At 62.3% G+C, this 11,898-nt stretch carries 9 protein-coding genes; 4 read left to right on the top strand and 5 right to left on the bottom strand.

What is annotated here, in order from left to right; all coding sequences use genetic code 11:
• Positions 1 to 5 precede the first annotated feature (5 nt).
• Both BW978_RS13910 and BW978_RS13905 read left to right on the top strand, forming a co-directional pair.
• Positions 6 to 446, top strand: coding sequence for a DUF2231 domain-containing protein (locus tag BW978_RS13910; RefSeq protein WP_076395987.1), 441 nt, complete (start codon positions 6 to 8; stop codon positions 444 to 446).
• Positions 443 to 2,146 carry a PQQ-dependent sugar dehydrogenase gene (locus BW978_RS13905; RefSeq protein ID WP_076395985.1) on the top strand — a complete coding sequence of 568 codons (1,704 nt, stop codon included), beginning with the start codon at positions 443 to 445 and terminating at the stop codon, positions 2,144 to 2,146. The genes BW978_RS13910 and BW978_RS13905 overlap by 4 nt, the downstream gene beginning before the upstream one ends.
• A gap of 82 nt (positions 2,147 to 2,228) precedes the next feature.
• Here the strand turns inward: BW978_RS13905 and BW978_RS13900 are convergent, their stop codons facing one another.
• From BW978_RS13900 to BW978_RS23575, 3 genes are all read right to left on the bottom strand, one after another.
• On the bottom strand, positions 2,229 to 2,768 hold the full coding sequence (locus BW978_RS13900; RefSeq protein WP_175616885.1) for an SRPBCC family protein: 540 nt from the start codon (positions 2,766 to 2,768) through the stop codon (positions 2,229 to 2,231).
• The gene (locus BW978_RS13895; protein ID WP_076395983.1) at positions 2,765 to 3,127 is read right to left on the bottom strand and encodes an ArsR/SmtB family transcription factor; all 363 of its coding nucleotides are present in this window, start codon (positions 3,125 to 3,127) and stop codon (positions 2,765 to 2,767) included. The genes BW978_RS13900 and BW978_RS13895 overlap by 4 nt, the downstream gene beginning before the upstream one ends.
• Positions 3,128 to 3,198: 71 nt before the next feature.
• Positions 3,199 to 3,369: a hypothetical protein gene (locus BW978_RS23575; protein WP_175616884.1), complete on the bottom strand. Its 171-nt coding sequence runs from the start codon at positions 3,367 to 3,369 to the stop codon at positions 3,199 to 3,201.
• A gap of 142 nt (positions 3,370 to 3,511) precedes the next feature.
• Here BW978_RS23575 and BW978_RS13890 point away from each other — a divergent pair, with 142 nt between their 5' ends.
• The gene (locus BW978_RS13890) at positions 3,512 to 4,339 is read left to right on the top strand and encodes a DUF1206 domain-containing protein (RefSeq protein WP_076395981.1); all 828 of its coding nucleotides are present in this window, start codon (positions 3,512 to 3,514) and stop codon (positions 4,337 to 4,339) included.
• A gap of 26 nt (positions 4,340 to 4,365) precedes the next feature.
• Here the strand turns inward: BW978_RS13890 and BW978_RS13885 are convergent, their stop codons facing one another.
• Both BW978_RS13885 and BW978_RS13880 read right to left on the bottom strand, forming a co-directional pair.
• Positions 4,366 to 4,995 carry an NAD(P)H-binding protein gene (locus tag BW978_RS13885; RefSeq protein ID WP_076395979.1) on the bottom strand — a complete coding sequence of 210 codons (630 nt, stop codon included), beginning with the start codon at positions 4,993 to 4,995 and terminating at the stop codon, positions 4,366 to 4,368.
• Between the two features lie 164 nt (positions 4,996 to 5,159).
• A complete protein-coding gene (locus BW978_RS13880; RefSeq protein WP_076395977.1) occupies positions 5,160 to 7,070 on the bottom strand; it encodes a methyl-accepting chemotaxis protein in 1,911 nt (636 codons plus the stop codon).
• Between the two features lie 842 nt (positions 7,071 to 7,912).
• Between BW978_RS13880 and BW978_RS13875 the strand changes: the two genes are divergently transcribed.
• Positions 7,913 to 11,695, top strand: a complete 3,783-nt coding sequence (locus BW978_RS13875; RefSeq protein WP_083697593.1) for a vitamin B12-dependent ribonucleotide reductase — start codon at positions 7,913 to 7,915, stop codon at positions 11,693 to 11,695.
• The last annotated feature ends 203 nt before the right edge of the window (positions 11,696 to 11,898 follow it).

Below are 11,898 nucleotides of genomic sequence, written 5' to 3'. Positions count from 1 at the left end.
AACTGATGGCCACCCTCCACTCGCCGCCGACAGCCTCGAACGCCTATCCGGCTTCGGCGCTGTTCGTCCCCTTCCCCTTCGTCTGCTTCACGCTGACGCTGATCACCGACATCCTCTACTGGCGGACGTCACATCTGATGTGGAGCAACTTCTCCGACTGGCTCTTGTTCTTCGGCCTGATCTTCGGCGCCCTGTCGATCATTGCCGGCCTCGTCGATCTCGCCCGTCCTGCAACTCGGGCGCTGCGCCCGAGCTGGCCGGCAGTGCTTGCCTATCTCGCTGTTCTGGTGCTCGCCTTCATCAACAGCTTCATCCATGCCGGCGACGGCTGGACGGCGATCGTGCCCTATGGCCTTGCCACATCCCTGATCACCGTGATCGCGATGATCGCCTGTGTCTACCTCACCGCCGAGCAACGCAGCGCCGATGCCTGGAGAACTCCATGACCCGCACTCCCTTCACGCTCCGTCACGCCGCCCTCGCATCGACCGCCGTTCTTGTGCTGGCACTTGCCGGCTGCAGCGACGACAACGGCAATTTCGACGTCACCAGCCAGATCGGTGCCGACCCCGTCCTGCCCGAACCGAGCCAGTCGCTGCTGCCCGACCTAAAGGTCGCAGAGGTCGTCGGATGGGGAGAAAACGAAACCCCCGACGTGTTGGACGGCTTCACCATCACGGCCTATGCCCGCGACCTTGCCAATCCGCGCACCGTGCACACGCTACCCAACGGCGACGTGCTCGTGGTGCAAAGCAAGGCGCCGCCCGGCAAACCGGTGGAGCGGCCGAAGGACGTCATCCGCGACTTCATCATGGCGTTTGCGGCCGGCAGTGGGGGTGACGACAAGCCCACCAATCTGATCACGCTACTGCGCGATACCGATCGCAACGGCACCGTCGACGAGCGCCACGATCTGCTCACCGATCTCAACTCCCCCTTCGGCCTCGCCTTCGCCGACGACACGCTTTATGTCGCAGCTGCCGACGCGGTACTCGCCTATGACTACCAGCTCGGGCAGAACGAGATCACCACACCGCCGCGCGTCCTCACCCCCTTGCCGGGTGGCCCGATCAATCACCATTGGACCAAGGATCTGGCGCTCAGCCCCGACGGTCGCTTCCTCTATGCCTCGGTCGGCTCCAACTCGAATGCCGGCGAACGCGGTCTGGAGGCCGAGAAAGGCCGCGCCGCGATCTGGCAGATCGACCGGGAAACCGGTGCCTCGCGCGTCTATGCATCGGGCCTGCGCAATCCGAACGGCTTGACGATCAACCCGGAGAGCGGCGCACTCTGGACAGTCGTCAACGAGCGCGACGAACTCGGCCCCAATCTGGTGCCCGACTATATGACCTCGGTGCAGGACCGGGGCTTCTACGGCTGGCCATGGAGCTATTTCGGCCAGCATGTCGATCCGCGCCTGCATCCGCCGCGTCCCGACATGGTCGAGCAGGCGATCAAGCCGGACTATGCGCTGTCAAGCCATGTCGCCGCCCTCGGTCTCGCCTTCTCCATGGGCATGGCCATGCCTGAGGATTTTACCAACGGCGCCTTTGTCGGCAATCGCGGCAGCTGGAACCGCGACCAGTTCAATGGCTACAAGGTGCTTTACGTGCCCTTCGAGAATGGCGCACCCGCAGGCGAGGCCCGTGATGTCGTGACCGGCTTCCTCAATGGCGAGGAACAGGCACGCGGCCGCCCCGTCGGCCTCGGCTTCGACGGCACCGGTGCTCTGCTTGTCGCCGACGATGCCGGCAATACGGTCTGGCGTGTCGCAGCGCAGAATGCGACGGCACTTGCCGAACCGCTCGGCACGGACGAAATGCCGCCGGGCTCCCCGGTTGCGGCGGAACAGGCTGCCGCGGCGGAAGCCGTGGAAGGCACGCCGCCGGCGACTGCACCGGCCGAGGGCACACCCACAGCGGAAACACCTGCGCCTACGAGCCCTGCCCCGGACACTACAACGCCGTCATCCACGCCGCCGACCTCTGAAGATCCGGCGGTAGCCCCAACCCCGGATGCGCCGGCCAATACTGGCGACGGCACGCTCGCACCTCCGACACCGCCACAGACGGATGTCCCGGCGACGGGTCCGGAAGGTGCGGTCCAGGACGCGACGCCTGCAACGCCGGCGCCTGCACAGCCCTGACCTTTTGCAGCTTCGAAAGACCAGAAAGCCCTCTGCCGGATATGGCGGAGGGCTTTCGATTTGATCAGGCTCGCTTCTGTGGTCAGGCCGGCAAACGCCGATCATATTCGTCCTTGAGCTTGAGCCAGCCATCCCAGAACGGCTCCGACCGCCGGCCGTCAAGATGAGCGCAGAGAATGTCGAGATGCATGTGCCAGCCGGCACCGACCATCAGCAGATTGGCGCGGTCCGAAATCCGCATGTGCGTCACCGTCAACAACACCTCGTCGCCTTCAGCCTTGAGATCGAAGGCGACCTCACCGCTCTCGCCCCAGGTGAAGACGAGACGCTTGTCCTTCTGCACTTCGAGAACGCGGCTCTTCATCCGCATCTCCTCGCTAAAACCATCCGGCCTGTGACCGGGGGGATCGGTGAGTTCGTCATTGCGCCACACGAGCTCAAAGGTCGAACCCGCCTTTTCCTCCATGCTGCCTGCGGCGAGCCATTTGCGCCGCATCTCGCCATCGGTCAGATATGACCAGATCCGTGAAGCCGGTCCTGGCAACAGCCGTTCGATCACCAGCGTTGCGGGCTCGCTCAGTCGACCATTGGGATTTACGTCCAGTCTTTCCGTCATCGTCATTCTCCATCAGGTTTCTGTCGGGGAAATGCGGCATCCTCCGCGTGAAGGAGCCGTTCGAGGACATCCAGCCGGCCGGTCCAGAAGTGCTCGTAGGCGCTCAGCCACTGGTGGGCACCGGCAAGCGGTCCCGGATCCAGTCGGCAGAGATGGGTACGGCCTCGGATCTCGCGGCGGATAAGGCCTGCGGCTTCGAGGACCTTGATGTGTTTGGAGGCAGCGGCGAGCGACATGGAAAAAGGCTCGGCCAGTTCGCCGACGCTCCTTTCCCCTTGCGAAAGGGACGCCAGCATGCGCCGACGCGTCTCATCGCCCAGCGCGTGAAAGATCATGTCCAAGGGGTTTTGCGTAATCTCAACCATGTGGTTGAATATCTACACCTACAGATCAATTGTCAACCATTTGGTTTAACGACGATCTGCGCCCATTTTTCTCAGAGGAGAAATAGCCAGCCGAGAACCAAGAGGAGAAAGCAACCGCCGACGATGAGCGACCAGGCGGAGAGCGCAAATCCGGGTTTTGCGCCACTGTCTGACTGCGCGGAATATTCGGTGGACCGTCGCACCTCCGTGCCTTTGCCGTTTTCGCTTGGCTCCGTCGCCATCAGTGTCTCCCGTGTCGTTACCTCAGCAGGTAACCCGTCGATTATCGCTTGGTTCCGATGACTGTCCGATGGGCTGACGTGCGAAAGGAAGGAACCGTGCCTGCCCTCCTCCGTTTCTTGCTCACAGCAGGAGAGGATTTCCATGAACACGCGATCGAAATTTCAGCTGATGGCACGGGCCGGTTATAGTGCGCGCGGAATCGTTTTTCTGATGATTGCCGCTATCGCTCTGTTTTCTAGCTTTGCCGGATCGAAGCCGGACACCAATTCGGCGCTGGAGACGATCCTGCAGCAGCCGTTCGGACGGATCTGGATCGGCCTCATCGGCCTCGGCCTTGCGGGCTTCGTCGTCTGGCGTCTCGCCCAGTCGCTTGCCAATGCCGACGGACAGGACGACGACATGAAGGGCTATGCGATCCGCGCCGCACTTTTCGGCAGCGCGATCACCTATGCGGGTCTTGCGATGACAAGCATGCTGATGGCGCTCCAGATGTCCGGTGGTGGTGGCTCGGGCGGCGAGGAAGGTCTGGCCGCCTGGGTGATGGCCCAGCCCTTCGGTCGCTATCTCGCAGGCATCATCGGGATCGGCTTTGTCATCGGCGGCATCGTCACGGCGATGAAGGGCATCAAGCGCAAGTTCGGCCGCTATCTCGACCTCGACGCAAAGAAGAACTCGCCGGCCGTGCTGATTTCGATCTACGGCCTGGTCGCGCGCGGTCTGGTTTTCGGCATCATTGGGGTCTTCTTCCTCTATGCCGCTTTCACCGTCGATCCTGACCAGGCTGGTGGCATGGCCGACGCTCTGGCCTGGGTGCAGAGCCTGCCCTTCGGCGGCATCATCTATGCCGTGGTTGCAGTCGGCCTCGCCGCCTTCGGCGTCTACAACTTCGTGGAGGCCCGTTACCGGCACATCAATGCGCCGGAGGCCGGCGACCTGCGCCGTCATCTACCGATCCGTGGCACGAACTGACCTTTGAGAAGGTGTCTTGCGTCCCGTTACAGCAGAGCCTGTGACGGCACGATGGTCACCCCCGGTGTCGCCGACACGGCGGCATCCAGCATGGCGCGGGCGATCGCGTGTGGCGGGTTCGGCTTGATGGAGGGCGGCAGGATCGGATCCAGGATCGAAAGTACCCTGCCCGCCCACTGCTCCATCGGCCGTGGCTCTTGGCGCGGGCCATCGATGAGCCCGGGACGGACTACCACCGTACTCTCGAAGCCGAGCTGCAGGATATCACGCTCCGTCTCACCCTTCACACGACTGTAGAAAAAGAGCGATTTCACGTCGGCCCCCTTCGCCGAGTTGAGAACGAAGGTCCCTGCGCCGTGAGCTTTTGCAAGCCTTGCAATCTCCAGAGGATAGTCGTGGTCGACCTGACGGAAGCGCTCGCGTGATCCGGCCGTCTTCAGCGTGGTGCCGAGAGCACAGATCACCGCATCGACGGCCCAGATCGACGGATCCTGCGGAAGATTGTCGAAATCCACCACCGGCGCCGAAAGGCCAGCGCGTTCCGGCAGCGGTCGGCGGGTCGGGGCAGTGACGGCCGACACGCGTGGGTCGGCAAGCGCGAGGTTGAGGACATGACTGCCGACAAGTCCGGTGGCGCCCAACAGCAACAGATGCATGATCCCGTCTCCCTCATTCCGATGTCTCGCCTCAAGGCCAGTGCCAAGGCGCAATGCAGGCCTCAATGCGTGCAAAGACTGCCCGTTCCATCACACAAACGAAAGAAGCGCCGCATCGCTGCGGCGCTTCTCTATTTCACTAGTTAGCGATTTTCCGAATTTTCTCAGGCGGCCGCACGATAGCCTGCCGAGCCAGCGGATGCGCCACCTTCCAGCCTGAAGCGGGCAAGCTGCGCCTGCAGCTGACGGGCTTCGCCGGCGAGAACCTGGCTGGCGGCCGTTGTCTCTTCGACCATGGCGGCGTTCTGCTGGGTCATCTGGTCCATGTGGTTGACCGAAGTGTTGATCTCGCCGAGCGCTGCCGACTGTTCTTCGGCGGCACGGGCAATCGTCACGACGTGATCGTTGACGCGGTTGACCAGCGATTCGATCTCCTTCAACGCCTCACCGGTGGACAGCACGAGCGACACGCCGCCCTTCACTTCCTCGGCCGAGGTGTTGATCAGGGTCTTGATCTCCTTCGCGGCATTGGCCGAGCGCTGGGCCAGTTCGCGGACTTCCTGGGCGACGACGGCGAAACCACGGCCGGCTTCACCGGCGCGCGCAGCTTCGACGCCGGCATTCAGCGCCAAGAGGTTGGTCTGGAAGGCGATCTCGTCGATGACGGAGATGATCTGGCTGATCTTCTGCGAGGACTGCTCGATGCGGCCCATGGCGTCGATCGCATTGCGGACGATGTCACCCGACTTGCCGGCGCTGCCCCTGGTCTCTTCGACCATATGGGAGGCTTCCTTGGCGCGCTGGGTCGAGGTCTTGACCGTGGTGGTGATTTCCTCAAGCGCTGCGGCTGTCTCTTCCAGCGAAGCGGCCTGCTGCTCGGTGCGGCGGGCGAGCTGGTTGGCAGCCGACGAGAGCTCACCGGAATTGTCGGTGATCGTGCCGGCGGCATTCAGGATGTTCTGCATGGTCTGGCGCAGAACGGCCATGGTCTGGTTGACGTTGCCCTGGAGTTCGGCAAACGCGCCCTGGAACTGGCCCTGCATATCGTGTGTAAGGTCGGCATCGGCGAGCGCTGCAATGACGCGGCGCACTTCGGTCACGCCGCGATCGACGCTTTCGACCAGTTCGTTGACCGAGGCTGCGAAGCGCTGCAGGTCCGCATCCTCATAGGTCTTGGAGATGCGCTTCGAGAAGTCACCGGCAGCGGCGGCGGCGACGATGTCGCTGATCGAGGTCTGCAGGTCGCGGCTCTGGGCGTGGAGGGCCGCTTCCTGCGCTTCCATGGCGCGCATCTGCGCTTCATTGGTCCGGAAGACTTCGAGCGCACGCGCCATCTCGCCGATCTCATCCTTGCGCTCGGTACCGGCAATCGCATTGCCGAGCTTGCCGGAGGCCATGTCCGTCATAACGGCGGTCAGGCTGCGGATCGGATTGACGATGCCGCGGCGGGCGAGGAGGAAGCTGATTGCGACGCCGGCGAGAATGCAGACAGCGGCGGTCACGACCTGGAGCAGCATGGTGAAGCCGGAGGCGGCAAGCGCGTTTTCACGCGAACCCTTCAGGCTCTCGGCCGACGAGGTCGAGTATTCCTTGACGACAGCAGTTACCGTCTTCTGCGCCTCGAGCGCCTTGGCAAGCTCGGCCTTCATCACGGCGAGGTCCTGACCGGCAGGCGTTGCGGCCACGGCCACCATGGCGCGGATCTGGTTGAAGTAGGCATCGAGCGCGATCTTGGTGCGGTCGAGGATCTGGGCTTCGGCCGGGCTCGCGGTGGTCGCGATCTTCGGCAGACGTGCCAGCATTTCGGCGGCACGCTTGTCGGTTTCAGCCGCAAAATCGGCCGCATTTTCCGGCGCGAGCGCCAGCTGGTAGGTCATGCGCGAAATGGCAATGATGTCGACGCGCAGGTCCATCGCCTCACGGGCGACTTCCTCGCGGGCGCCGGTATCCTTCAGGGCGGAGCCCAGCGAAGACAAACCGCTTGCGCCCACGGCTGCGATGGCGGCAGCCGCCACGCCCATCAGGACAACGACGAGGCTGACCTTCTTCAGAATGGAAAGATTGGCAATACTCATGGAAATCTTACTCCGTGCGAACCCGCCATCCTGGCAGGCGGCCACGACCGGCCGGGCATGGAACTCATTCCATACGTATGCCTCTCTCAATACGCGGGACATGTTGCGATTTCGTTGCTACGAAATACAGGAAGTATGCATATGATTTTTAGGTGGGCGCCGGAGGCGTGACACGGTCGCCAATTTCGGATGTCAAGGCACTGATTCTTGGCGCGGGTCATCCCCAGGTTTTTGAGCAACAGGCGCGGCCTTTCGCGAAAGCCACCAAATGCGGGCGCCGATGGCTCAGGCGGGTCATTTCGGGACGAATTTTACCCCGTGACATCTGTCTGACGGAGAGACATGCGTGGCGGCTTGCGTCACACGAGCCGAGAAAGCTCTTTCATTCCCGTGACTTCGCTCTTTTGCCCGTTATCCACAGCGTGGCACCACAACATATAGCGTTAACATTTCCTTCACAGACCACCCCTTGACGGAATCAGTCGAGACGATGTTAATGGGCCCAGTTGCGGCGGCGACTGGACCGGGCATGAACGAGGCCGGGTTTCATCAAACATTGTAGCGGCTTTCTTTGAGGTGGAACGGCGTTCTGACGACGCCCTCCGCGATAGGAAATCTGTGCGATTTTTGACCGCCGCACAGGGGGTCTGGGTCTGGCGGCAATTGTGTGGTAAAACTATATTTAGTATTTGCAGCCAACATCACCACAAGATAGAGGGTGCTCTCATCTCCGGATGAATCACCTGACGGACGAACCAGTGAACGGCTGCACGGCCCACCGTGCGACCGAACGAAATTTATCGCGCCGATTTCCGGCGCACCAGATCGAGGGACACAGGCAGATGCGCATTGAACGTCGCTTCACCAAACCGGGGCAGTCCGCTTATGCGGAGATCGAGTTCCGCAAGGCCATCAGCGAGATCAAGAATCCCGACGGCTCAATCGTATTTCGTCTTGCCGACATCGACGTGCCCGCCCAGTTCAGCCAGGTGGCCGCCGACATTCTCGCCCAGAAGTATTTCCGCAAGGCCGGCGTGCCAAAGGTGCTGAAGAAGGTCGAGGAGAACGACGTTCCTTCCTTCCTGTGGCGCTCTGTCGCCGACGAGAAGGCGATGGCGGCTCTCCCCGAAAACGAACGCTACGGCTCGGAAACCGATGCCCGACAGGTCTTCGATCGCCTGGCCGGTACCTGGACCTATTGGGGCTGGAAGGGCAAGTATTTCACGTCGGAAGAAGACGCGGCCGCCTTCAAGGACGAGCTCTCCTACATGCTCGCCACCCAGCGCGTCGCACCGAATTCGCCGCAGTGGTTTAACACCGGCCTGCACTGGGCCTATGGCATTGACGGCCCCGGCCAGGGCCATTTCTATGTCGACCCCTTCACCGGCAAGCTCGTCAAGTCGAAGTCGTCCTACGAGCATCCGCAGCCGCATGCCTGCTTCATCCAGTCCGTCGAAGACGATCTGGTCAACGAAGGCGGCATCATGGACCTCTGGGTTCGCGAAGCCCGCCTCTTCAAGTATGGCTCCGGCACCGGCTCCAACTTCTCCTACCTGCGCGGCGAAGGCGAAAAGCTGTCCGGCGGCGGTCGCTCAAGCGGCCTCATGTCCTTCCTGAAGATCGGCGACCGCGCAGCTGGCGCCATCAAGTCGGGCGGCACCACGCGTCGCGCGGCCAAGATGGTCGTCGTCGACATCGACCATCCGGATATCGAAGCCTATATCGACTGGAAGGTGAAGGAAGAGCAGAAGGTTGCAGCCCTCGTCACCGGTTCCAAGGTCGTCGCCAAGCATCTGAAGGCGATCATGAAGGCCTGCGTCAACTGCGAGGCTGACAACGGCGCCTGCTTTGACCCGAACGAGAACCCTGCCCTCAAGCGCGAAATCAAGGCCGCGAAGAAGGACCAGGTTCCGGAAAACTACATCAAGCGCGTCATCCAGTTTGCCCAGCAGGGCTACAAGGATCTCGACTTCAAGACCTATGACACCGACTGGGATTCGGAAGCCTATCTCACCGTCTCCGGCCAGAACTCCAACAACTCGGTCTCGCTGAAGGACGACTTCCTGCGCGCCGTCGAGAATGATGGCGACTGGAACCTGACCGCCCGCAAGGACGGCAAGGTGATGAAGACGCTGAAGGCCCGCGACCTCTGGGACAAGATCTCCTATGCCGCCTGGGCATCGGCAGATCCGGGCCTGCACTTCAACACGACGATGAACGACTGGCACACTTCCCCGGCAGCCGGCCCGATCCGCGCGTCGAACCCGTGCTCGGAATACATGTTCCTCGACGACACGGCCTGCAACCTGGCTTCGCTGAACCTGCTCCGCTTCAAGGACCAGAAGACCAAGAACATCGACATCGCCGACTACGAACATGCCGTTCGCCTGTGGACCGTCGTTCTCGAAGTCTCCGTGATGATGGCGCAGTTCCCGTCGCGCCAGATTGCCGAACGCTCCTATGAATACCGCACGCTCGGCCTCGGCTATGCCAATATCGGCGGCCTGCTGATGTCCTCGGGAATCCCGTATGATAGCGCCGAGGGCCGTGCCATCGCCGGTGCGCTCACCGCCATCATGACCGGCGTCTCCTATGCGACGTCAGCCGAGATGGCTTCGGAACTCGGCCCCTTCCCGGGCTTTGCGCCGAACCGCGACAACATGCTGCGCGTCATCCGCAACCATCGCCGCGCAGCGCTCGGCCTGTCGGACGGCTATGAAGGCCTCTCCGTCAATCCTGTGCCGCTGGTTCATGCCGAATGCACGGATCCGGCCCTGATCGCCCATGCCACGGCCGCCTGGGACAAGGCTTTGGCGCTCGGCGAAAAGCATGGCTACCGCAATGCCCAGGTCTCGGTCATCGCCCCGACCGGCACGATCGGTCTCGTCATGGACTGCGACACGACCGGCATCGAGCCCGACTTCGCGCTGGTCAAGTTCAAGAAGCTCGCCGGTGGCGGCTACTTCAAGATCATCAACGCTGCCGTTCCGGAAGCGCTGCGCTCGCTCGGCTATTCGGAAAGCCAGATCGCCGAAATCGACGCCTATGCCGTCGGCCATGGCAACTTGAACCAGGCGCCGGGCATCAACCCCTCGACGCTGCGTGCCAAGGGCTTCACCGACGAGAAGATCGAAGCCGTCAACGGTGCGCTGAAGGCTGCCTTCGACATCAAGTTCGTCTTCAACCAGTGGACGCTCGGCGCCGACTTCCTCAAGGAAACCCTTAAAGTTTCCGACGAGCAGCTCGCCGACATGAGCTTCAACCTGCTCGACCACATGGGCTTCTCGAAGAAGGACATCGAGGCCGCCAACATCCACGTTTGCGGTGCGATGACGCTCGAAGGCGCCCCCTTCCTCAAGAAGGAGCACCTGCCCGTCTTCGATTGCGCCAATCCGTGCGGCAAGATCGGCAAGCGTTACCTCTCGGTCGAGAGCCACATCCGGATGATGGCAGCGGCCCAGCCGTTCATCTCGGGCGCGATCTCCAAGACGATCAACATGCCGAACGAAGCCACAGTCGAGGATTGCGGCTCCGCCTACATGCTGTCCTGGAAGCTGGCCCTCAAGGCCAACGCGCTGTACCGCGACGGCTCGAAGCTCTCCCAGCCGCTCAACGCCTCGCTGATCGAGGACGAGGATGACGAGGACGGCGTAGACGAACTGCTCCAGCAGCCGATGGCGGCCCAGGCGGTCACCATCACGGAACGCATCGTCGAGCGCATCGTCGATCGTGTCGTGCGCGAACAGGAAAAGCTGCCGACGCGCCGCAAGGGTTATACCCAGAAGGCCAAGATCGGTGGTCACACCATCTTCCTGCGCACCGGCGAATATGACGACGGCCGTCTCGGCGAAATCTTCCTTGACATGAACAAGGAAGGCTCGGCCCTTCGCGCCTTCATCAACAACTTCGCCATCTCCGTCTCGCTCGGCCTGCAGTATGGCGTGCCGCTCGAGGAATATGTCGACGCCTTCACCTTCACCAAGTTCGAGCCGGCCGGCATGGTCACCGGCAACGATGCGATCAAGAATGCGACGTCGATCCTCGACTACGTCTTCCGGGAACTGGCGATCTCCTATCTCGGTCGCAACGATCTCGCGCATGTCGACACCTCCGACTTCTCCACGACCGCACTCGGCCGTGGCGTGAAGGAAGGCAAGGCGGATGTCGTCTCCAAGGGCCTGACCCGCGGTTACAAGCCGACGCTCGTCTCCAGCCACATGCCGGCTGCGGCGGGCAGCGAGCCCAAGGGTGCAGCAACAGCCGCCCCCGCCAAGGCATCCGCCACCGTCACCGCCTTCTCCTCTTCGGGCGCCACTGCCCGCAAGCTGGAAGTGACGACCGCGATCGCCACCTCTGAGGTCGTGTCCTTCAAGCGCGACTACGAGGAACGCGCCGTGGAACTGGCCGAGGAGATCGCCTCCGAAAGCGTCTTCACCGACGCTGCGGCGGATGAGGCAGCAGCCGCCAAGGCCGACGCCAAGAAGCTCGAGGCCTCGCGCCGCATGCGCTCGATTGCGCAAGGGTATACGGGCAACATGTGCTCGGAATGCCAGAACTTCACGATGGTGCGGAACGGCACTTGCGAGAAGTGCGACACGTGTGGCGCGACGAGCGGGTGCAGCTGAGGGCTGAGAATTGAGTGAGATTTCGGCCCGGGGGAAACCTCGGGCCGAAGTGCAAGGCGGAACGAAACAGGAATGAACTCCTGACTGCAGCTTCGCCCCAAAACGACGAAACCGGCATCACTGCAATGATGCCGGTTTCGAAATCGCAACAAGCTAAGTGCTTATGCGAGGCGAAGATCTCTCCTCACCCTGTGACAAGGTTA

The sequence above is a fragment of the Rhizobium sp. RU33A genome (genome assembly GCF_900156055.1).
GTDB lineage: Bacteria > Pseudomonadota > Alphaproteobacteria > Rhizobiales > Rhizobiaceae > Allorhizobium.
The sequence above is the reverse complement of the archived record's forward strand: the minus strand, read 5'-3'. Positions and strand labels throughout refer to the sequence as shown.

Coding starts and splice junctions, on each gene's coding strand:
- BW978_RS13900 (WP_175616885.1), bottom strand. CDS start 2,768: ATGACGATGACGGAAAGACTGGACGTAAATCCCAATGGTCGACTGAGC.
- BW978_RS13890 (WP_076395981.1), top strand. CDS start 3,512: ATGAACACGCGATCGAAATTTCAGCTGATGGCACGGGCCGGTTATAGT.
- BW978_RS13875 (WP_083697593.1), top strand. CDS start 7,913: ATGCGCATTGAACGTCGCTTCACCAAACCGGGGCAGTCCGCTTATGCG.
- BW978_RS23575 (WP_175616884.1), bottom strand. CDS start 3,369: ATGGCGACGGAGCCAAGCGAAAACGGCAAAGGCACGGAGGTGCGACGG.
- BW978_RS13895 (WP_076395983.1), bottom strand. CDS start 3,127: ATGGTTGAGATTACGCAAAACCCCTTGGACATGATCTTTCACGCGCTG.
- BW978_RS13910 (WP_076395987.1), top strand. CDS start 6: ATGGCCACCCTCCACTCGCCGCCGACAGCCTCGAACGCCTATCCGGCT.
- BW978_RS13885 (WP_076395979.1), bottom strand. CDS start 4,995: ATGCATCTGTTGCTGTTGGGCGCCACCGGACTTGTCGGCAGTCATGTC.
- BW978_RS13905 (WP_076395985.1), top strand. CDS start 443: ATGACCCGCACTCCCTTCACGCTCCGTCACGCCGCCCTCGCATCGACC.
- BW978_RS13880 (WP_076395977.1), bottom strand. CDS start 7,070: ATGAGTATTGCCAATCTTTCCATTCTGAAGAAGGTCAGCCTCGTCGTT.